This is a genomic window from Nocardia sp. NPDC051321, from assembly GCF_044455225.1.
GTDB lineage: Bacteria > Actinomycetota > Actinomycetes > Mycobacteriales > Mycobacteriaceae > Nocardia.
In genome coordinates, this window is record NZ_JBITEM010000010.1 from 156,612 (window position 1) to 176,667 (window position 20,056).

Annotated in this window: 18 protein-coding genes and 1 riboswitch; of the genes, 4 read left to right on the forward strand and 14 right to left on the reverse strand. The window is 67.3% G+C overall.

The genetic code is table 11. The annotated features are described in order from the left end of the window. Positions 1–7: 7 nt before the first annotated feature. The gene (locus ACIA8C_RS24530; protein ID WP_397138451.1) at positions 8–241 is read right to left on the reverse strand and encodes a hypothetical protein; all 234 of its coding nucleotides are present in this window, start codon (positions 239–241) and stop codon (positions 8–10) included. 166 nt (positions 242–407) lie between these two features. Between ACIA8C_RS24530 and ACIA8C_RS24535 the strand changes: the two genes are divergently transcribed. Together ACIA8C_RS24535 and ACIA8C_RS24540 are read left to right on the forward strand one after the other, a co-directional pair. Beyond that, positions 408–3,434: a tetratricopeptide repeat protein gene (locus ACIA8C_RS24535; protein ID WP_397138453.1), complete on the forward strand. Its 3,027-nt coding sequence runs from the start codon at positions 408–410 to the stop codon at positions 3,432–3,434. Positions 3,435–3,529: 95 nt separating this feature from the next. Then, positions 3,530–4,183, forward strand: coding sequence for a Uma2 family endonuclease (locus ACIA8C_RS24540; RefSeq protein ID WP_397138455.1), 654 nt, complete (start codon positions 3,530–3,532; stop codon positions 4,181–4,183). Positions 4,184–4,270: 87 nt separating this feature from the next. Here ACIA8C_RS24540 and ACIA8C_RS24545 read toward each other — a convergent pair whose 3' ends face one another. Further along, on the reverse strand, positions 4,271–4,987 hold the full coding sequence (locus tag ACIA8C_RS24545) for an SDR family oxidoreductase (RefSeq protein WP_397138457.1): 717 nt from the start codon (positions 4,985–4,987) through the stop codon (positions 4,271–4,273). An 85-nt stretch (positions 4,988–5,072) separates the two neighbouring features. Here ACIA8C_RS24545 and ACIA8C_RS24550 point away from each other — a divergent pair, with 85 nt between their 5' ends. After that, positions 5,073–5,945, forward strand: coding sequence for a LysR family transcriptional regulator (locus ACIA8C_RS24550; protein WP_397138459.1), 873 nt, complete (start codon positions 5,073–5,075; stop codon positions 5,943–5,945). A gap of 9 nt (positions 5,946–5,954) precedes the next feature. Here the strand turns inward: ACIA8C_RS24550 and ACIA8C_RS24555 are convergent, their stop codons facing one another. From ACIA8C_RS24555 to ACIA8C_RS24600, 10 genes are all read right to left on the reverse strand, one after another. Continuing rightward, positions 5,955–6,350, reverse strand: coding sequence for a hypothetical protein (locus ACIA8C_RS24555; protein ID WP_397138461.1), 396 nt, complete (start codon positions 6,348–6,350; stop codon positions 5,955–5,957). Positions 6,351–6,415: 65 nt separating this feature from the next. After that, on the reverse strand, positions 6,416–7,762 hold the full coding sequence (locus tag ACIA8C_RS24560; protein ID WP_397138463.1) for an AAA-associated domain-containing protein: 1,347 nt from the start codon (positions 7,760–7,762) through the stop codon (positions 6,416–6,418). A 40-nt stretch (positions 7,763–7,802) separates the two neighbouring features. Then, positions 7,803–9,539 carry an ABC transporter permease gene (locus tag ACIA8C_RS24565; protein ID WP_397138465.1) on the reverse strand — a complete coding sequence of 579 codons (1,737 nt, stop codon included), beginning with the start codon at positions 9,537–9,539 and terminating at the stop codon, positions 7,803–7,805. Continuing rightward, positions 9,536–10,252 (reverse strand): MgtC/SapB family protein, encoded by a 717-nt coding sequence (locus ACIA8C_RS24570; RefSeq protein ID WP_357388438.1) that lies wholly within the window; start codon positions 10,250–10,252, stop codon positions 9,536–9,538. Before ACIA8C_RS24570 ends, ACIA8C_RS24565 begins: the two co-directional genes overlap by 4 nt. Positions 10,253–10,592: 340 nt before the next feature. Beyond that, a riboswitch (M-box (ykoK) riboswitch) is annotated at positions 10,593–10,763 on the reverse strand. A gap of 107 nt (positions 10,764–10,870) precedes the next feature. Continuing rightward, positions 10,871–11,500 (reverse strand): TetR/AcrR family transcriptional regulator, encoded by a 630-nt coding sequence (locus ACIA8C_RS24575; RefSeq protein WP_397138467.1) that lies wholly within the window; start codon positions 11,498–11,500, stop codon positions 10,871–10,873. Positions 11,501–11,580: 80 nt separating this feature from the next. Then, positions 11,581–11,985: a hypothetical protein gene (locus ACIA8C_RS24580; protein WP_397138469.1), complete on the reverse strand. Its 405-nt coding sequence runs from the start codon at positions 11,983–11,985 to the stop codon at positions 11,581–11,583. 113 nt (positions 11,986–12,098) lie between these two features. Beyond that, positions 12,099–13,415: a pyridoxal-phosphate dependent enzyme gene (locus tag ACIA8C_RS24585; protein WP_397138471.1), complete on the reverse strand. Its 1,317-nt coding sequence runs from the start codon at positions 13,413–13,415 to the stop codon at positions 12,099–12,101. Further along, a complete protein-coding gene (locus ACIA8C_RS24590; protein WP_397138473.1) occupies positions 13,415–14,902 on the reverse strand; it encodes an alanine racemase in 1,488 nt (495 codons plus the stop codon). Before ACIA8C_RS24590 ends, ACIA8C_RS24585 begins: the two co-directional genes overlap by 1 nt. Next, positions 14,899–16,179 (reverse strand): heavy-metal-associated domain-containing protein, encoded by a 1,281-nt coding sequence (locus ACIA8C_RS24595; protein ID WP_397138475.1) that lies wholly within the window; start codon positions 16,177–16,179, stop codon positions 14,899–14,901. Before ACIA8C_RS24595 ends, ACIA8C_RS24590 begins: the two co-directional genes overlap by 4 nt. Continuing rightward, the gene (locus ACIA8C_RS24600; RefSeq protein WP_397138477.1) at positions 16,176–17,492 is read right to left on the reverse strand and encodes an aminotransferase class V-fold PLP-dependent enzyme; all 1,317 of its coding nucleotides are present in this window, start codon (positions 17,490–17,492) and stop codon (positions 16,176–16,178) included. Before ACIA8C_RS24600 ends, ACIA8C_RS24595 begins: the two co-directional genes overlap by 4 nt. A gap of 123 nt (positions 17,493–17,615) precedes the next feature. Here ACIA8C_RS24600 and ACIA8C_RS24605 point away from each other — a divergent pair, with 123 nt between their 5' ends. Continuing rightward, positions 17,616–18,038, forward strand: a complete 423-nt coding sequence (locus tag ACIA8C_RS24605; RefSeq protein WP_397138479.1) for a pyridoxamine 5'-phosphate oxidase family protein — start codon at positions 17,616–17,618, stop codon at positions 18,036–18,038. A gap of 14 nt (positions 18,039–18,052) precedes the next feature. Here ACIA8C_RS24605 and ACIA8C_RS24610 read toward each other — a convergent pair whose 3' ends face one another. Next, positions 18,053–18,487, reverse strand: a complete 435-nt coding sequence (locus ACIA8C_RS24610) for a CBS domain-containing protein (protein ID WP_397138919.1) — start codon at positions 18,485–18,487, stop codon at positions 18,053–18,055. 78 nt (positions 18,488–18,565) lie between these two features. Continuing rightward, positions 18,566–19,828 carry a PucR family transcriptional regulator gene (locus ACIA8C_RS24615; protein WP_397138481.1) on the reverse strand — a complete coding sequence of 421 codons (1,263 nt, stop codon included), beginning with the start codon at positions 19,826–19,828 and terminating at the stop codon, positions 18,566–18,568. Positions 19,829–20,056 lie beyond the last annotated feature (228 nt).

Consider the following 20,056-nt stretch of genomic DNA (forward strand, 5'->3'; position numbering starts at 1 on the left):
TAATTTTTCAGATGGTTTCGGCCGGATCCGGCGTCAGTGGTATCCAGGGCACCACATCGACGATGCGGCCAGGATTGACGGCGATGACCAACACGGTTGTGCCCGCTGGAATCGGTTCGACGGCACGTGCGATGTACAGCTCTGTCCCCCCTCGAATTGCCACTAAGACCTCCCCGAGCAGCCCCGCGCCTCGGATCGGCGAGGTGAGCGTACCCGTCAAGCCGACAACGGGGTCGCTCATCGCAACGATCTCCTCCCACTCGTATCCAGGCCCGCCACACTACGTCTCGGATAGCACGTTTCGATATAGGAACGGCTCGGCGAAGGTGACGCGATCGTTGTGACGACGGTATGCCCAGGTTGCGGGTGTGTGATCCGTTTCGATAGCACGCGGGTATGTTGCTTGCATGGGAGGACGACTCGCGTTGGTTGTCGGGTCCGAGTGTGCGGCGCTGGGGGAACTGGGGTTCACCGGCGAACTCGCGACGGGGTTGTACGCGAGTTTGACCGGGGCGGGCGGCTGGCGCTCCGCGACGGAAGACGACGGTCCGGTGCTGAATCCGACTGCGGCGCAGCTGGTCACGGCGGTGGACGCGGCATTCGAGGCGGCTGGGCGGCGGCAGGCGACCTTGCTGCTCGCGTTCATCGGACACGGCGTCGCGACCAACGCCGAGGACTTCTATCTGCTCGGCCATGACTCGCCCGCGGTGCCCAACTCGCACAACGCCTTTCACCTCACCCAGGAGATCAGGGAGCGACTGGACCAGTCGGCCGTCGACGGCCTGGTGGTGCTGGTCGACGCCTGCGAGACCGGGCAGGGGGTGATCGGTGCGGCGCGCCGGTGGACCGATCTGCTCGCGCAGTCGGCGGGCCGGATGGAGATGCTGGTCGCGGCGGGGGACGGGCCCGCGTTCTCCGGGTGCTTCACCAGGACCATGCTGTCCACCTTCGATGACGGGTTGCCGCTGCGCGGCGAGAACCTGCTGCCCGCGGATCTGGTCGACCCGATCGCCGGTGAATGCGTTCATCAACAGCCGCAATACCTTTCGTTTACCTCGGGCGTGTCGGTGGCGCATGGTGCGGATCCGGGACTCTGGTTGGTGCCCAACACCGCTCGGCATCGCGATGCCGTAAGTGGGCGCTCCGCAGCGGGTTTCGTTGACCAGCTGACCCGCGGGCTGCTTGTGACGCCCGATGTCCGTGAGCATCTGGACACGATCGTGGACGCGGGCAGTAATCGCCTGCGGGTGGTGATGGGCCCGGCCGGTGCCGGTAAGTCCACCCTGCTCGCCATGCTGATCCGGCCGAGCCTGGTGGAAGGCTTGGCGGTGACCCCCGAATACATCACCGCCGCGGTGTTTCTCACCGCCGCCAGCTCGATCGAGGCGGTCGCGGCCGAGCTGGCCGCGCAGTTGAGCGCGCGGGTGCCCGGCTTCGCGGAGGCGGCGCAGGCGGTGCACGTGCACCTGGCTCGAGACGAGTTCGACATCTTCGACCTGTCGGTGCGGCATCCGCTGGCGCGGCTGTCGACCTCCGGTCGCCGGGTGACGCTCGTGCTGGACGGATTGAATCAGCCGCAGGAAGGCACCAGGCGCCTGCTGATCTCGGCCATCGCCGACCTCACCCGCCGCCACGATCTGCGGCACGTGCGGGTCATCGTCGGCATCCGGGACGGCACCGGCGTCGAGGACGATCCCGCGCTGGCCCACATGTACCGGATCGACGTCGGCGAACCCGCCGCCGACGACATCGCCACCGTCGTTGGTTCGGCGCGCGGCACCGGTGCGCCCGCCGATCCGGCGGACTGGGTGAACTGGATCCAGTCGTTGCTCGCCGAAACGCCGACGGACGCCGAGGGCCCGCACGTCGTCTCCGGCGGCTGGCTGCTGGCCAGGATGCTGCTGGAGGTGGCGCCGAGCATCACCGACGGCGCCGTGGCGGCCGGTATCGGGCTCGACCGGATCGTCGCGCTGCGGGTCGATGCGGCACTACGCGGGCTGTATCCCGAAACAGCCGGTGCGACAGGCACTTTCCTCAGCATCATGGTCGCCGCCGGGGTCGGTCCGGTGCTGCCGATCGAGCTCCTCGACGCCGCGTTGACGGCGCGTGGATTCGATCTGCACATCGCTCGAATCCGGGACATCACAGTGGCGCTTGGGGCGCTCGTCACCCGTAGCCGTCCCGGCACGCCGCGCGAGTCGCTCGGCGTGACCCACAGCGCCGTGCTACCCGGACTGCGTGCCGAATGCGTAAAGCTAGGCGCGGAACTCGAAGACGCGCACCGGGCCATCGTGACGGCCATCAAGCAGAGTCCCGGTGATCGTGCAGCTGACTACGCACGCGGATCAGCCGTGCGCCATTGCCTGGCGTATCGGGACTCGGCCAGCGCCCTGCACTTCCTCGAACTGCTGCAAACCACGAGAGCCGCGGACAACCGGGATCTTTGGGCCGCCTGGGTGCCCGCCTTCGTCGAAACCCTCGGCCCCGACCACCCCGACACGCTGACCACGCGCAGCCGCGAGGCATACCACCGCGCCGAAAGCGGCGACCTGGTCGGCGCGATCAGCGACTTCGAGCTGTTGCTGGCCGACCGGCTGCGCATCCTCGGCCCCGATCATCCGAAAACCCTTGGCACGCGCACGAATCTGGCTACCTACCGGGCCCGCTGCGGCGATTACATCGGTGCCAGAGGCGAATACAAGCGACTGGTCTCCGACCAGCGCCGCCTGCTCGGACCGGACGACCCCGATACCCTGCGTACCCGAAACGACCTGGCGTCCAACCGCGCCGACCTCGGCGACCTCGCCGGTGCCATCGCCGACTTCGAACTGCTACGCCTCGACCGCTGCCGGGTGCTCGGCCCCGACGACCCGCAGACCCTGCGCACCCGCAACAGCCTGGCCTACTGGCGCGGCGAAAACGGCGATGTCACCGGCGCCCGAACCGAATTCGAACAACTACTCGCCGACAGCCTGCGCATCTTCGGCCCCGACCACCCGGCCACCCTGGCCGCCCGCAACAGCCTGGCCGCGTTCCGGGCCCGCAGCGGCGACCTCGCGGGCGCCGCCACCGAATTCACCCACCTCCTCGCTGACCGCCTGCGCGTGCTCGGCCCCGACCACCCCGACACCCTCACCACCCGAAGCACTCTCGCCGACTACCACGCCGACACCGGCAACCTCCCCGACGCCATCGTCGAACTCGAACAACTCCTGGCCGACCGTCTCCGCGTCCTCGGCCCCGACCACCCCGACACCTTCGCCACCCGCAACGACCTGGCCACCCGCCAAGCCGAAAACGGCGACCTCCCCCGAGCGATAGCCGACCTGGAAGTCCTGCTGGTAGCCGAACTCCGCGCCCTCGGCCCCACCCACGCCGCCACCATCCGCACCCAAACCACCCTCGCCCACTGGCGAGCCCAACTCGTCAAGTAGACACGCGAGCCCGAGCCCCGGCTCGGATATGCTGACCGCGGCGGTCGCCGACTGCTGGATCGCGGGAACGAGCCCGCCGCACCGGGTGGAGGCGCATGTCCGAGGCATTCGATTGGTCATGGCTGCGGCAGGCGACTGCCCTGCCGGAGATCACGGTAGATTCGTACCTCGAGCTACCGGAAGAATTGTCGCGGCAGATCGAGGTCGAGGACGGCCGCATCATTCACTGCGAGTCGCCGAGTCCCAGCCATCAGCGCATTTCCCGGAATCTCGTGCAAGCACTACTGGACGCGGCGGAAAAGCACGATAGCGACAATCACACGTGTCACGAGGTGAACGGCGAGCTCGACGTGCTGTTCGCCGAAGTGCCGCGATTCAACTACCGGCGCCCTGATGTCATCTTGTACCGGTGTGTACCACGGGACCGCGGTGGTCGTTGGAAGGACAAGCCGCTCGCCGGCGACGTCGTCGTCGTGGTCGAGGTGGTGTCTGCCTCCACCGTCACCGAGGATCTGATCACCAAGCGAAGGCTGTACGCGAAAGCAGGCATTCCACACTATTGGATCATTCGAATGGCGGGTGATGACGGCATCGCGATGTCCATCGAGCGGCTGCGACTGTCGGCGGACCAGGTGTACGTGAGCGGCGGGGGAGCCATCCGCGACAAGGATCTGCGCGCGGTCCAGACCTCCGACCCGCTGGAGGTCACGGTTACCTGGGAACAGTTGGATCGAGGGTTTCCCGCCTGATCCGTCGGCAGCATCTTCGAGCTCGGTCGTACGCGCCGACGGTGAGCGAGTGCTTGGCGCGGACGGCGGATCACCTTTCGTCTGGGCTCACCAAGGGACCACGCCGTCATCATCGAAGAATCCCCCGCGCGGTCCGTCGTCCGGCAGGGTGGCGAGGTGGATGGCTATCGCAGCACCTTGGTCGGGGGTGCGCGGTGAGTTGAAGCCGGTGAAATCGGTCGCGACATAGCCGGGGCAGCAGGCGTTCACGATGATGTGCGTGTCCGAGAGCTGGCGGGCGTACTGGGTCGTGAGGCTGTTGAGCATGGTCTTCGAGGATGCGTAGGCGGTCAGGATCGGGCCGGTCTGCAGGGTCAGTGAGCCCATGTTGCTGGAGATGTTGACGATGCGTGGTGCGGGTGCGCGGCGGAGCAGCGGCAGCATGGCGTTCGTCACCCGGACTACACCGAAAACGTTGGTGTCGAGGACAGTTCGGACGACGTCGAGGTCGAGCGTGGTCGGATCCTGTGCGCCACCGTCGATTCGACCGGCGATGCCCGCGTTGTTGACGAGCACGTCGAGTCGTCCTGCTGTCTGTTCGATGGCGGTGACTGCCGCGGTGACGCTGTCGTCCGAGGTGACGTCGAGGGCGACGCCGAATGCATCGATGCCTGCGGCGCGGAGACGCTCGACGGCTTCCTTTCGCTTGATGTCGTCGCGAGCGCCCACCGCGACTGTGTAGCCGATCGCTCCGAGGCCCTGTGCGATGGCGAAGCCGATTCCCTTGTTCGCGCCGGTGACCAGCGCGGTCTTCGTGTCGTTCACGCGATCCATCCTCGGTGCGCTGCATGCTCGGCGTCCAACACCGACTCGGTAGGCCGTGATACTCGCCGGGTATTAGCGTTGGCTCGTGCCTGATCTCGAGACCCGTGAGCTCCGATACTTCGTCGCCGTCGCCGAGGAGTTGCACTTCGGCCGCGCCGCCGTCCGACTCGGGATCGCCCAACCGCCACTGTCGCGGGCGATCAGCCAGTTGGAGCGGCGGCTCGGCGTCCAGCTCCTCGACCGGGACCGGCGCGGCGTGGCGCTTACCGAGGCGGGCCGGGTGCTGCTCCGGGAAGCCGGCGCGGCTCTCGATGCGGTCGCGACCGCCGCGCGTCGGACGCAGTGTGCCGGGGATCCGAAGCGGCCGCTGGTGCTGGTGACGAAAGCCGGTGCGTCGCATGAGCTGCTGCAACGTCTGCTGGACGCGCTCGCGAGTGAACCCGATGCCGCACCGGTCGACATCCTGCTGTGCGAGGTCGGCGAGCAGGCCCACCGGCTGCGCGACGGGCGTGCCGACGTCGCCCTCATGCATCGCCCGTACGACGACCTCGCCGGATTCTCCACCGAGGACCTCTACGTCGAAGGTCAGATCGCCCTGCTGCCCGCGGCCCATCCGCTCGCGGCACGCGATCGGCTCACCCTGGCCGAAGTCAGCGAGGTGCCTGGCCTGCCGATCGCGCGATGGCCCCGCCTCGACGGGTCCTACCCGGACGGGCCAGGCCCGGAGGTACACACCCAAGCGCAGCTCGCTCAACTCGTCGCGCTCGGCAAAACGCTGCTCGTCATCCCAGCCTCCAGCCGTGCCTGGCAGTGGCCCGAACATGTAGCGGTCCCCGTCGTCGACGCACCGGACGTCACCACGGTAATCGCCTGGCCACCAAGCACTCTCTCCCCGGCGATCGCCGCACTCGTTCGCTCGGCGGTCAGGCTCCGCGACACCGCGCAGGTACCGATTTAACCGGCCCGGCTACCGCAGATCGTGCGCAAGCCGGGTTGCGCCGACGACCAGGTAGCCGCCGGTGAGTGCAACTGTGGTGAGTGCTGTCGCGCGCGGGAGGTCACCACGCGCGACATGAGCCGCCCCGTGCGCGGTGTCGATGAAGTCCACCAGCAACCCCAAACGCTGCCATCGCGGACGCTCATCAGCGGGGGCGGTCAGGTATCCCAGGCCGAGCGCGATCGCTCGCGCGCCGAAAATCCTTGTCATATAGGTCAATTCGGGCGTCGACCGGATACCGAACGCGGCGCTCATCGTCCGCGGCATCCCGATGGCCGCAGCACCCAACACGATTCGGCCAACCGCCAGCCCGCGCAGCGCACCGGCCAGTGGGGGACGGGATGGTGACGCGATGTTCGTTGCCATGGGTACCAGGGTTCCCGAAAGACGATGGGGGGTCGATTACCTCGGAGGTAATCGACCCCGCGGCACTACGCCGTCCACTTCCCCCGAACGCCTGCGAAAACCTGAGCGGCGGGGTCGGCGGTGATTTTGTCGGAATCCGTGTCGTAGTCGTACAGTTCGGCGTAGCGACCCCAGTCGATGGCGATATCGAGTTGGCGCCGAGCGTCTTCCGGGCCGAAGCCGCGGCGGAGCAGGTCGAGGAAGAAACCGGCGCGCAGGCTGCCGTCGGAGCTGCCGGTGAGGCCCTTGCAGATGGTGCGGACCAGCGGGGCGCGGTGGCGTGCTTGTTCGGCGAAGATGCGCTTGCTTTCCTGGATGTCGGCGGTGGTGAAGCGGGTGCCGACGTCGGTGAGCAGCACGTCGCCGTCCTCGACGGTGATGAAGCCGAGCATTTCGGCGGCGTCGACGAGCGGGAGCAGGTCGTCGATTTCGAAGTTGAGCTCGTCGGCGATGTCGGGGAGGTCGGCGCGACCGCCGTTGGCGTAGACGAGCTCGACCAGACCGGCCAGGCCGCCGACGGAGGCGTCGGGCAGCGGCTGGGCGGTGGGGGTGGCCTTATCTGGTTCGGGGACAACGGGTTCGGTGTCGCGGCCGGTGAGCAAGCCGTAGATCTCGTCGACCAAGGCCTCGAACCACGGTGCGCGCCGGTCGCGCGGGCGCGGTTGCGGCACCTGGATTTCGGCGATGATGCGACCGGGGTTGGAGCCGAGGACCAAAACACGGTCGGCCAGCTGCACGGCCTCCTCGATGTTGTGGGTGACGACGCAGATCGCCTTGGTGGGGAAACCGTCGGTGGCCCACAGGTTCACCAGTTCGGTGCGCAGGTTCTCCGCGGTGAGCACGTCGAGCGCCGAGAACGGCTCGTCCATCAACAGCAGGTCCGGTTCGAGCACCAGCGCGCGGGCGAAGCCGACCCGCTGGCGCATGCCGCCGGAAAGCTCCTTGGGGTAGGCGGTTTCGAAGCCGTCCAGGCCGATCATGTCGATGGCGGCCAGCGCCCGCTGCTGTCGCTCGGCGGGCGCCACATTGCGGGCGGCGAGCCCGAGTTCGACATTGTCCTGCACGGTGAGCCACGGCATCAGCGCGAACGATTGAAACACCAGCGCGGCACCGGGATTGCTGCCGTTGAGCGGGGTGCCGCGGTAGGTCACCTCGCCGTCCGACGGCGCGATGAGTCCGGCGATGATGCGCAGCAGGGTGGATTTGCCGGAGCCGGAACGCCCGAGCAGCGCCACGATTTCGCCGCTGCGCAGCTGCAGATCGATACCGTCGAGTACCCGCAACTCGTCGCCCGCGGCGCCGGTGAATCGCTTGCCGACTCCCGAGATGTCCAGCAGCACATCGCGGTTGGTCTCGGTGGTGGTCACGGTCATGATCGGTCTCCCGTCGAACGAGTGGAGCAGAAGCGGGCGTTCACAGCGAGTACCGCCGTTCGGCCAGTGCGTAGAGCCGCCGCCAGAACAGCCGGTTGATGCCGACCACGTAGATGCTCATGACCAGCACGCCGATCAGAATCCGTGGTGCGTCACCGACTTTGGTCGCCTCGTGGATGTAGGAGCCGAGCCCCGCCGCCACCAGCGTGGTCGATCCGTAGTCGACGACCTCCGAGACGATGGACGCGTTCCACGCGCCACCGGCCGCGGTGATCCCGCCGGTCACATAGCTGGGGAAGATGGCGGGCAGAATCAGCCTGCGCCACCACAGTTTTCGCGGCAGTTGCAGGTTGGCCGCGGCCTCACGCAGGTCGGTTGGCACCGCGCTGGCGCCGGCGATCACGTTGAACAGGATGTACCACTGCGCGCCGAGCGCCATCAGGATGGTGCCCGCCCAGTTCAGGCTGGCGCCACTCCACACGAGCACCGCGGTGATGAAGGGGAACAGGAAGTTGGCCGGGAAGCTGGCCAGCACCTGCACCACCGGCTGCGCGAGCCGGGACACCTTGGGGTTCAACCCGATCCACACACCGATGGGCACCCACACGATGGTCGCGAAGACCAACAGCACGACCACCCGCAGCAGCGTCAGGAAGCCGAGCCCGAACGCGTGCCCGACCTCGCCGAAGCCTGCGGTGGATTCGATGTAGCCCGCCACGCGATACCCGCCGTAGGCGACCGCCGCCGAGACCGCCGCCGCGAACACCAGATCGCCCGCGCGGCGCCGGACCGGGGAAGCGTGCAGCGGGTACTCGGCCAGCCCGAACACACTCATCAGCCGATCGAGCGGCGATACCAGCGGCCCGAAAACCTTGCCGAGCAACAGCGGAATGTGCGAGCGCCGCAACAGATTCAGCATCACACTGCGCGGCGCGTCGGCCGCCCCGGTGTCCTCCACCCGGAACCGCTCGGCCCACGCGGTGAGCGGCCGCCAGAACAGGAAGTTCACCCCGACGACCATCACGATCATCACGCCGATCGCGATGAACACCTTGCCGAGATCGCCGTCGCCGGTGGCCGTCGCGACATAGGACCCGATGCCGGGCAACGCGTATTCGTGGTTGTTCACACTGATCGCCTCGGACGCGACCAGGAAGAACCAGCCGCCGCCGAAGCTCATCATCCCGTTCCAGACCAGCGGGATCATGCCGCTCGGCACGTCGACGCGCCAGAACCGTTGCCAGCGTGACAGTCTCAGATTGCGTGCGGCCTCGTCCAGCTCACGCGGCTGCGCGGCCAGGCTGTGGTAGAACGCGAACGCCATGTTCCACGCCTGTGAGGTGAAAATCGCGAAGATGGAAGCGCTTTCGAGGCCGAGTTGCGAGCCGGGGAACAGCGCGATGAACCCGGCGACGGTGATCGACAGGAACCCGAGGATCGGCACCGACTGCAGGATGTCGAGCAGCGGCAGCAGCACCGTGCGGGCCCGCCGCAGCCGCGCCGCCGCCGTGGCGTAGACGAAGGTGAACAGGATCGACAGCGCGAGCGCGGCGAACATCCGCAGCAGCGACCGCGCCGCGTAGTAGGGCAGCTGTGCCGGATCGGTGGACACGGTGGCGGGCGCGTCGGCCTGGTCGAACGGCACGTTCGCACTGGCTGACACCCGCACGACCAGCCAGATCAGCACCGCCGCGCCGACGAACACGACGACGTCGGCGAACCGGTTGCGCGGCCGGTCGAGCGCACTGCCCGCAGGGTAGGAACGAAGCTGAATCATGCCTGCGGACCCTTCACATCCGTGGTGGCGATGTGCCAGCCGACACTGGTCACCGACGGTTCCAAACTGAGCCTGCTTACCGCCGACTCCATTTGGCGATCGTCGCGCTGGTCGCCGAACAGTTCCGCGCGCACCTCGACCCGGCCCGGCGTGCCGGTGTTCGCGCTGGAGATCGAGATCAGTTGAAAGTCGGTGCGGGTCAACGCTTGTACGAGCAGGGCGCGCACATGCGCCTCGTTGTCGTCGTTGGTGACGGCGGCGAACGCGTAGGAGGCGGGCTGTTCGTGACCGGCCTCGGGCTGCTTGTCCACGGCGCGTCCCGCGGCGCGCAGCGCGACATTGACGCCGACCACCGCGACGGTCCCCGCGGCCGCCGTGCTGTACATGCCCGCTCCGGCGAGCGCGCCGACCGCGGCCGCGCACCACAGGGTGGCCGCGGTGTTGAGGCCGCGCACGTTGAGTCCGTCGCGGATGATCACGCCCGCGCCGAGGAAGCCGATGCCGGAGACGATCTGCGCGGCGACCCGGGTCGGGTCGGCGTCGCCGCCGGAGAAGCCGTGGGCGGACAGCAGTACAAACAGTGTCGCCCCCGCGGCGACGAGCGCGTTGGTGCGCAGGCCCGCCATTCGGGCCCGGTACTGCCGCTCGAAGCCGATGGCCGCGCCGAAGCCGACCCCGGCGAGCAGCCGCAGGATCATTTCCACTGTTGTCATGACCGCACTCCCTGAACTATCGTCAGCGCACCGTCGAAAACAGCCAGCCCGCTCGCGACTACGCCGAGCTGGCGCTCGGCTAGGTCGCGAGCCTGCTACGTCCAGCGGGCTTGCTCGCTACGCTCGCGCGCCGGATACAGATCCGAGGTTACGGAGCACAGTTCGCAACGGGATGGGCTGTTGAGGTGTCACCGGGTGAATATTTGGCAAACTGGGATACGGACTGTCTCCGCCGGGCATCCGGCTCACCTCCTTCGTCCATCCGCGCACGGCGAATACCGAGCGTCACGCACTTGATCGTTGCAGAGCGCGGCAGTGAAATCCGACAAAAACGCCGGTGAGCACTTCTCCTCGTAAGACCTTTGGCACTTCACGGCGTAAACCCGGGGGACCGGGAGCCAATCGGGATCACCCCTTAAGCCGGGGAGATCTGTCCTGACCCGGGGCGTCTCTCGACGTTCGGGGTCGCTGGCCTGTTTCCGTGAAGGAGCCTCAGCGAACGATCGGCACCTTGCGCTGGTCAGTTAACACCCAGACGGAAACATTGGCAACCCGGATGTGATCGTGATCGCAGCCGGGTGGCGAATTCCGTTGTGCCCGAGCGCAGCTCGCGGTGCGTCAGGACTTGTACAGCGAGCGGTACGCGGTGATCACCGCGACGCAGTGGTCGATGATCTCGTCGCGGGTGGCCCGCAGCGAGCCGTTGAGCCAGGCGGAGAACATGCCCGCGTTGCCGCTGGCCATGGTCACCGCGGCCAGCCTGCGCTTGACCGGGTCGTCGATGTGCGAGAACAGGTGGTCCTGCATCAGCCGGGTGAACACCGGCATCACGGAGATGGTGGTCTGGCCGAGGCCGGTGCTCGAGTACGGCTCGACCAGGAACAGCCGGGATTTGCGCGGGTCGTCGAGCACCTTGTCGACCAGGATCTTGGCCAGTTCGCGGTCGCGGGTCGGCTCGTCGGTGGCGGCGAACGCGGTCATCGGCTGCAGGAACTCCTCGGCCACCTGCCGGTAGAGCACATCGAGCAGCTCGTCGCGGCTGGTGAAGCTCTCATAGAAGTAGCGGTCAGTGAGGTTGGCCCGGCGACAGACCGCGCGCATGGTGACGCCGCTGGCGCCCGCCTCGCCGATCAGGTCAAGCGCGGCCTCGAGTAGCGCGGTGCGGCGCGCCTCCCTGCGTTCGGTGAGGGTCGTGCCGCCCCAGATTCGTGGGCCCGCGTCGTCGTCTGAATCCTGGCCTGAGTGCACCGCACCAGACTAGTGCCTGGTGGGCGGCGGGCCCGACGATCTACCGCAGACGGGGCCCTCGGTCCGCCGATGGTTGCCGCTCAGGGCAATACGAGGCAGACCGGGCCGAGGTTGACGCCGTTGCCGACGGTGGCCGCCGTGGAGACGAACGCGCCCGAATTGTGTACCGCGAAGACGGTGTGATTGCCGGGGAGCCGCGGCGTCCACTTCGCGGTCACCGTGCCGGAGCTGGGCACGGTGAGCCAGCCGCCGGGGTCGAAGGTGCCGGTGGCGTCGAAGAATCCGACTACGTCGCCGGGTGCCGCGGTGGCCGTCGCGATGTAGGTGCAGTTCGTGCCGAACGAGGTGGAGCTGCCGAAACTGAGCCCAGGTGCCACTCCGACGGCGGAGACCGCGGCGGGCGCAGCGGGCGCGGTGAGCACCAGGGCCGCGCTGATGGCACCGAAGGAGGTCAGTGCGGCGACGGATTTCTTCGACCGGTACATGAGGAATCATCTCTTTCGGGCGTTGACGGACAGCGCAGGGTTGCGCGCTTCGTGTGTAGTCTCCGCGCGACGCGAAAGAGACACGCGCGAAATGGCGGATGGCCCCGCGCGCGTCACCCGCCACTTTCCAGCGGCAGGCCCGCGTCCCGCCAGGCGACGATGCCGCCGGCCAGGCTGCTCGCGTCGTAACCCGCCTGCTTGGCCCGGGTGGCGAAGCGCAGCGACAGCTCGCCCACCGGGCAGACGAACACCACCGGCCGGGAGCGGGGGAACGGGATGCCCTGTGCGAACATGTCATCGAGCTGGTCGTCGCGAATGTTGAGCGCGCCGGGCACATGTCCGATCCGGTAGGCCATCGAGCCGCGGGTGTCCACGATGGTCGGCTTGCCGGTGCGCTCCAGCTCGGCCAGCTCGTCGGGTGAAAGTGTCGGCGTGGCAGCCTGTTCCGTGGCGCTAGGCCGCGGTCGGCGGTCGGCGCGGTCGAACAGGTCGGGCCTGCGCTTCTTGATGTAGGACAGGTACGGTTCCAGCCGGTCGCAGACGATGAACACCGCGACGATCGGATCATCCGTAATATCCGACGTGGCAAGGGATTCCAACGCGGCCGCGTAACTGGCGCCGCTGGTCGGTCCGGCCAGGATGCCGTAACCGGTGGCGAGACGCAGGGTGGCGTCCACCGCGTGCCCGGCCTCGACGGTCACGATGTCGTCGTAGAAGTCGGCTTGGAAGAGGCCAACATCCCACATCTCGCTCTCCGAACGGATCCCGGGAATGAAGTCGGTGCGGTCGGAAACCACGGCGACGGCGCGTAATTCGGGATTGTGCTTGCGCAGGTAGGTGGCGGTTCCCCTGGTCGACCCCGTCGTCCCGAGACCACCGATCAGGTAGTCGACCCGGTTTATGCCGTCGGCGGCGAGATCCTCGTGGATCTCCCGGCCGGTGCCGTGGTGATGCGCCTCGATGTTCTTCTCGTTGGTGTACTGCGACGGGTGCACGTAGGCGCCCGGCTGCTGCGCCATCGTCGCCTCGATCACCGAGTACACGTCGTTCGGCGTGGTCGGATCGGGGCACTCGGACAGGCCGGGCAGTTCGACGATCTCGGTCTCCAGGAGCTGCAACAGATCTCGCACCTCGGCGACCTTGATCCGGTTGGTCACCGCGCGCAGCCCGACGCCGTGCATCGCGCCGAGGATCCGCAGCGCCTTGGCGGTATTGCCGCTCGACGCCTCGATGAAGGTCTGCCCGTTGGCCACGATGCCGTCGAGCTCGTCGCGGATCATGCCCCAGGCCACCCGGTCCTTGACCGAGCCGAAGGGGTTGCAGGACTCCAGCTTCGCGTACAGCTCGACATTGGGCAGGCCGTGCACCGCTGGGTCGAGGCGCAGCAGGGGAGTGTTGCCGATGAGTTCGGTGATGTGGTCGTAGCGCATCAGGGCGCCTCGGTGGGTATGCGCGGCGAACGCCGCGGCGGGGTGTGGTGCGGTGGTGGGCCGAGGGGCAGATCCGGTTCGTAGTCGGCGTCGAGACAGACCTGGAAGTCGCCACCGCGATGCGCGACCGCCAGTTTGATCGGCGGTGGCCGCATCGAGGCCGTGGCCGCGGACAGATCCATGTGGTAGGCACCGGTATTCGGGAACACCACCAGATCGCCGCGACGCGGTCGCGCCGGCAGCCACACTTTGTGATTGGTGATCAGATCGCGCTCCAGGCAGAGTCGTCCGGCGAAATACACACCAACAGGCGAGGTTTCGGCGCCATCACCATGCCGCGGCAGGATGACCGGATCGACCATCACCTCCTGATCGGCCGGTGTCACCGCGTCACGGCTGAGATCGAGGTTGACCAGCACGGTGCCGTCGGCGACCTCCTTGACGAACTCGACCATGGCCACCGTCACCCCCGCGTGATCGAGCAGCGCCTTGCCCGGCTCCAGCCACACATCGAGGAGATTGTCCGAGGCCACCTCGGCGACGGTGCGCCCACCGTGCCGATCCAGCGGCGCGGTGCACAGGTCGGCGAGCATGGTAGTCGCCGGAATCGTGTTGGCGTACTTGTGGAACACCGGTATCCCGTGCACCGCGCCGCCTGTGACGTGATAGCCGAAGGTGTTGCTGCCCCAGCTCATCGGCTCGCCGCGGCCGAGTAGCGATTCGCGCAGCGCGTGCACGTAGCCGTCGAATCGATCGGCGTCGGCGGTGAAGACCTGACGGTAGCCGCCGCCGATATTCAGCACCGAGGGCGCCAGCCCGTACCCGTAGGCCTGCTCGACCAGCGCCAGGCACGCGTCGATCGCCCGGATCCGTTCGTTCGTGTCACCGGAGTCGAGGTGAAACGCGAAGCCGAGGAAGGTAATTCGGTCGCGGTGCGCCGAAAGCAGGTCGAAGGCGCGCTCGATGTGCCCGATCGGCACCCCGAAACGGCTCACCTGACCCGAGTCGAACCCGGAAACCCGCAGCAGCACCGGCACTTTCGTGTGCGCACCGGCCAGCTCGGTGATGCGCGCCAACTCCCACAGGTTGTCCACGTTGATCGTGACGCCCCGATCGATCAGATCACGCAGGAACACCTCACCTTTCGGCCCGGTCACCTCGATGCGCCGCGGTCCGAACCCGGCGGCGACCGCGCTGGCCACCTCCTGCGGCGACGCGGCATCGATGGCGATCCCGGCCCTTGCGGCCGTCCTGACCAAAGCTCGAGATTGATTCGCCTTGTGCGCGTAGCAGATTCGGTGCCGCGCCAGCAGACGATCGAGCACCCCGCGGAACCGCCCGAGGTTCTCCGCGTACACCTGCGGGAACACCAGGTGCACCGGCGAACCGAACCGGTCCAGCGCCGCCGCCACGGCGCCTGGGGTATCGAGAAAGGCGCGCACCAGCGGATCGATCTTCGCGGGCAGCGCCGGAATCGGTGCCGTCATACCGCGGATTCCGACGCCACGGCGCCCTCGGCCGCCACCGCGGGCCGGTCGGCGACCGGGTTGTAGCCGCCGTCGCGAATGGCCTCGAAGGCCCTGGCGCGGTTGCGTGGACTGCGGAACTCGGCGATCACCCGCTTGCTCATCAAATCGATCTCGACCACCCGGATATCCATCGACTCCAGCACCCCACCGATCGTCCGCACACAGTGCTTGCACGTCATATCCGGCACATAGAACACCTGATCCTCGGCGGTGGCCGCGCGATCGGCGGTGTCGCCATCGAGTTCGGCACTCACCTCGACGAGCTCGCACCGCCCGGCGACCTGGGCGAACACCGCGACGAACTGATCGACCAGCACCGGCAGAATGCTGTAGTGCCCGCCGCCGAGGTGATGCGGCATCGCGGCCAGACAGGCCGGCCTGGTCCCCGCGGGCAGCAGCGCGTACTGGCGGGAGATGAGGTCGAGTTCGTCGTGATACTTGGCCAGCGCCGCCGGAATGCTGAGTCCTTCGACGTGGGTCGCCCTGCGCATCACCGTGTGCGCGTCGGCGATGGTGGCGTCCTTCATCGCCCGCAGCGTCGCCACGGTCTCGGCGGAGTAGCGCACGGTGCCGTCGGGCTGCGCGATGAGGGTCACCGGGATCATGCCGCGCCGATAGGTCGAGGCCTGCAGTTCCCAATACCAGCGGGTGGCGACGGCGGCGAACAGCCCGGATTCGTGCATGCCCCTGGCGAATTCGGCGGCGCCGCGATACGGCGTCTGCCTGGCGAGCAACGCGTGCTGCGCCAGCGCCCGCCCGGCGGCCTCGATGCCGACCCGGAAGATGTCCATCGGGTCGTGGTCGGTAGTTGTGCCTTCCAGCATCGCGTGGTCGCGCGGACCGAGCGCGGAAACCCGTTCGGCGAACGCGGTATTCGCGTCCAGCGCGTGCCACAGTGCCAGCACCGTCTCACGCATCGCGATCGGCACCAGCGGGCCGAGGCCGTCGGCGCGATAGTGTCCGGTGTTGGGGATGCCGTCGCTGTCGGTCCAGGTGATCCGGTGGGTGGCGCTGGTGACCTGATACGACCGGCACGGTCGCATGAAGCGCTCGAGGTACAGCCGCTGGGAGTAGGTGAGGTGACTGTTCGGCTCGGTATGCAGTGCGGTGCAGGTGAATTCGATCCGGCGCCGGCCGGGGACGGGCACCGGTGCCGCGAACAGACCCGGCTGCGCCAGCCCGGCGAGCACCCGGGACGCGGCCCGCCGGTCGTAGCGCGGAGTGTCCATCGTCATCTGACCTCCTCGGCAATCGTCTTGACGCACTGGGTGAATCGGTCGATCTCGTCGGCGGTGTTGTAGATGTGGGTGCTGACGCGCACCGAATCGTCGGCGTCGGCGAGCCGGTGATCGAACGCGCTGTCCTTGACGGCGACGGTGCAGTGCAGGCCGGTGCGGACCAGGAAACCCAGCTCGCTCAGCACGAATCCGAGGTCGGTCGCGGAGATGCCGTCGAGGGTGAAGGAGACGATGCCGTAGCCGTCCGTGCCCGGCGCATGCGCTGGGCCAGGCAGGAATTCGAGCCCGTGGATGGGGCGAAGACCGCCGATGAGCCGCGCGGTCAGCTCGCGATTGTGCGCCGCGATGGCACCGATATCGAACGACTCCAGCACCTCCAGCGCGCTGCCGAGCGCGAGGATGCCGGGGATGTTGTGGGTGCCGCCCTCCAAGAGCGCGGGCATCGCCGCGGGCACCAATCCAGCCTCGCTCACCAGCACCCCCGAGTTACCGCCAGGTAGGAATGGCACAAGCGTATCGTGGACTCGCCTGTGGCAGTACAGGATTCCGGTTCCCGGTGCGCCGAACATCTTGTGCGCGGCGAAGATCGCGAAATCGGCGCCGAGCTCGGTCACGTCCACCGGCACGTGCCCACCGCTCTGGCTGCAGTCGAAGCACAGCAGAATCGATGGGTCGAGCAGACCGCGCAGCGCGGCGAGCGTAGTCAGGCCGCCGTACACATGATGCAGATGGCTGGTGGTGATCAATCGGGTGCGCGGGGTGACCTTGGCGAGGATGTCGGCGGTGTCGGCTTCCCCGGTGCCGGTCACCCGGTAGGGGACCAGCTCGATCCGGCGCCCGAACCGCGCGAGCAGGCCGCGCAAGTGGTACCAGGGATGCACGTTCGACGCGTGATCGGCTGGGCTGTACAGGATTTCGTCGCCGTCCTCCAGCACGGCCAACCCCCAGGACAGGGTAACGGCGTTGAGCGCCGCGGTCGCGCCACCGGTGAAAACCACCTCGTCGGGAGACTCGGCGCCGATGAAGGCCGCGGTGCGATGCCGGATTCTGCTCAATCGGGTGGTCAGGCTGGTCGCCCACGGGTAGGTGCCGCGCCCGGCATTGGCGGTTCGTGAGCTGTGATAACGATGAATGGTCTCGATGACCGGCAGCGGCTTCTGCGTGGTCGCGGCGCTGTCCAGGTAGATCTCGGTGGATTCGGCCAGCGCGGGAAAGAGCTTCCGAATGTCGGCCGGAGACTGTGTCGACGCTGCCGATAATCGAGCGGCCGGTGGCCGCGCGACATGCGACCTCGAGGCATGGGATCGCAACGTGACGCTCCCTCCGCAAAACCCGTTCACAAGCTGCGTTGGACGCCACCCACGATACGCACTTTTGGTTGCGTCTTCGAAGGTTATCGAGGGCAACGGCTTTCACACGCTAAGGTGGAGACCATGGCTTTGACCTTGAAAGAGCGTCAAGAGTTCCTCGCGCAGCCGCATATCGCGGCGTTGTCCGTGGCAGGTGGACCCGGTCGGGGCCCGCTGTCCGTCCCCATCTGGTACCAGTACGAGCCCGGATCCGAGCCGTGGCTGACCACCGGGGCCGACTCGCAAAAAATCCGATTGATCAAAGAGGCCGGACGGTTCACCCTGATGGCGCAGCGCACCGAACCGACCACTCGGTACGTCTCGGTCGAGGGTTCGGTGTCCAAGATCGTGCCGCTGACCGACGAACTGCACATGGAAATGGTCAAGCGGTATCTGAGCGGCGACGCCGTCGACAATTACCTGAAGCAGGCGGCGAACTTCGGCGATCAGGTCGTGGTGTATCTGCGGCCAGAGCACTGGCTCTCCGCGGACCTCGGCAGCGTCTGAGGGCCGCGGCAGGCTCAGTACTTGCCCTGTAGATACTCGACCAGGTGCTGCTTCTCGGTCGCCAGTTCGGAGATCGCGCTCTTCACCACATCGCCGATGCTGACGATGCCGACCAACCTGCCCTGATCCACCACCGGCAGGTGCCGAATCCGATGCTCGGTCATGGTGTTTCGTAGCCCGTCGACCTCGTCGTCGGGCGCACAGGTACGCACGTCGGTGGTCATGATCTCCGATATCGGCGTGTCGAGCAGCTCCGCGCCGCGCGCGTGCAGGTTGCGCACCACGTCGCGTTCGGAGATTATCCCGACGATCCCTTCGCCGTCACGTGACACGACAACAGCACCGATATTGTGCTCGGCCAACGTGGCCAACAGGCTTCGTATTGTCGTGTCGGGTGCGACCGTGGCGACGTCGCTGCCCTTCCTGCGTAAGATCTCGGCTATTCGCATTTTCACCATCCAGATGTCCGCGGCAGTTTCAGGATCCCAAGGTTCCGCTCTGGTGGCTAGTGCCCTGTCATACGACTGTCACAGGCGGCGGGTGACGCTGTTGTCCAAATCGCGGGCGAGCAGGGCGATGGCCGCCTGCGAAATCCCGGCCGAAGTGGCCAGGTCGATGGTGGTGAGCTGGGCGATCCGGCGCAGCCGGTAGTCGACCGTATTCGGGTGCACATATAGCTGACGCGCGGTGAGCTGGCGATTCATATCGTTGCCGAGGTAGGCGCGCATGGTCTCGAACAGTTCGGCATGCGCCTCGAGCGGGTCGAGGATGGTGGCGATCCGCCGGGTCGCCGGGCCGCCGCGGGTGAGTTGATATTCCACCGCCAGGTCGGCCATTTGATAGAGGCCAGGGGGCTTGCCACCCACCCGCACCAGATTGAGCAATTCGTGTGCCTGGTCGGCGGATTCGGGAACCTCGTCGGTGCCGCTGGCGACGACCGTTGCGGTGAGCGGCACCTCGGCGGCCTCGGCTAGCCGGGTCAGTGTCTCGGCGGTCATGGCGGTGTCGTCGCTCTCGCCGACCGGGATGAGCATCGTGCCGCCCTTGGTGCTGAGCAGCGCGAGCGCACGCGAGGCGAACACGGTGGCCAGCGCGGATTGCAACCTGCGCAGCTTGCGGCGGGCCGCGACGTGCGCGTCGACCCGCGAATCGCGTTCATCCGGATGTTCCGAAAGGGACAGGGCCACCACCTGATACGCGTCGGCGATCGGGATACCGGCCTGCCTGGCGAGTGCCGAACTACCCCGTCCGCTCAACAGCGCGGAGGCGAGGGTCTGCGCCGCGGTCTGGTGTTCCTTGGCGACCAGATGCTGTTCGTCGACGTAGGAATCGGCCACGGCGGCGGTGACCGCCTCCAGCAGTTCCAGCATGAGATCGGTCGCGACCAGCAGTTCATCCAGGTCATCGGCCCTGGCGGGCGCGGTGACCAGGCCGAACGCGATGCGCACCCCTTCGTGGTAGCCGCGCAGAATCGTGCTGAGCGGCACGCCTTCCCTGGCCCACTGGGCCGCGGCCTCGCGGACCTCGCCGAATTGTTCGTCACCGGGAACGGTGCGCCGGTCGAACATCTCGGCGACCAAACCCAGGCAGCTGCGGGTGAGTTTGGTGACGTCGCCGCGTAATTGTTCGCCAGGAAGAGAGCGGCACGGTGCCATGCAGGTGGCGAAATATCCCACCATTCGCGAGGCCACTCGGTCGGTGTTCTGCAGGGGCACCGAAGCCGGCTGGCCACCGATTTCGAGCGCCGTGTCGGACGAATCGGCGGGAAGATGCAGCGCGGAGAAGGTCATTCGGTCGCTCCATTGCCACGTCGGGCGTAATAGAACTGTGCCCGAATCGTTCGGCTCACTATACGAAAGGGTACTGCGCCGGGGGAGTTATCGGCGAGATCCATTGGGAGCCTACGGCATTATGGGTTGATCCGTTCGTGACATCCCACTGTGCCGGGACATCGGCGCGCGCGCGTTATGCTGCGTGGAATGTTCGGCTGGCTCGAACATTGATGTGTGCCAAAGGGG

What these genes read in the sequence shown, in the direction of transcription:
- ACIA8C_RS24555 (WP_397138461.1), bottom strand. Translation starts at nt 6,350, where the DNA reads ATGGCAACGAACATCGCGTCACCATCCCGTCCCCCACTGGCCGGTGCG.
- ACIA8C_RS24530 (WP_397138451.1), bottom strand. Translation starts at nt 241, where the DNA reads ATGAGCGACCCCGTTGTCGGCTTGACGGGTACGCTCACCTCGCCGATC.
- ACIA8C_RS24585 (WP_397138471.1), bottom strand. Translation starts at nt 13,415, where the DNA reads ATGCGCTACGACCACATCACCGAACTCATCGGCAACACTCCCCTGCTG.
- ACIA8C_RS24605 (WP_397138479.1), top strand. Translation starts at nt 17,616, where the DNA reads ATGGCTTTGACCTTGAAAGAGCGTCAAGAGTTCCTCGCGCAGCCGCAT.
- ACIA8C_RS24570 (WP_357388438.1), bottom strand. Translation starts at nt 10,252, where the DNA reads ATGACAACAGTGGAAATGATCCTGCGGCTGCTCGCCGGGGTCGGCTTC.
- ACIA8C_RS24580 (WP_397138469.1), bottom strand. Translation starts at nt 11,985, where the DNA reads ATGTACCGGTCGAAGAAATCCGTCGCCGCACTGACCTCCTTCGGTGCC.
- ACIA8C_RS24565 (WP_397138465.1), bottom strand. Translation starts at nt 9,539, where the DNA reads ATGATTCAGCTTCGTTCCTACCCTGCGGGCAGTGCGCTCGACCGGCCG.
- ACIA8C_RS24535 (WP_397138453.1), top strand. Translation starts at nt 408, where the DNA reads ATGGGAGGACGACTCGCGTTGGTTGTCGGGTCCGAGTGTGCGGCGCTG.
- ACIA8C_RS24615 (WP_397138481.1), bottom strand. Translation starts at nt 19,828, where the DNA reads ATGACCTTCTCCGCGCTGCATCTTCCCGCCGATTCGTCCGACACGGCG.
- ACIA8C_RS24590 (WP_397138473.1), bottom strand. Translation starts at nt 14,902, where the DNA reads ATGACGGCACCGATTCCGGCGCTGCCCGCGAAGATCGATCCGCTGGTG.
- ACIA8C_RS24610 (WP_397138919.1), bottom strand. Translation starts at nt 18,487, where the DNA reads ATGCGAATAGCCGAGATCTTACGCAGGAAGGGCAGCGACGTCGCCACG.
- ACIA8C_RS24560 (WP_397138463.1), bottom strand. Translation starts at nt 7,762, where the DNA reads ATGACCGTGACCACCACCGAGACCAACCGCGATGTGCTGCTGGACATC.
- ACIA8C_RS24540 (WP_397138455.1), top strand. Translation starts at nt 3,530, where the DNA reads ATGTCCGAGGCATTCGATTGGTCATGGCTGCGGCAGGCGACTGCCCTG.
- ACIA8C_RS24595 (WP_397138475.1), bottom strand. Translation starts at nt 16,179, where the DNA reads ATGACGATGGACACTCCGCGCTACGACCGGCGGGCCGCGTCCCGGGTG.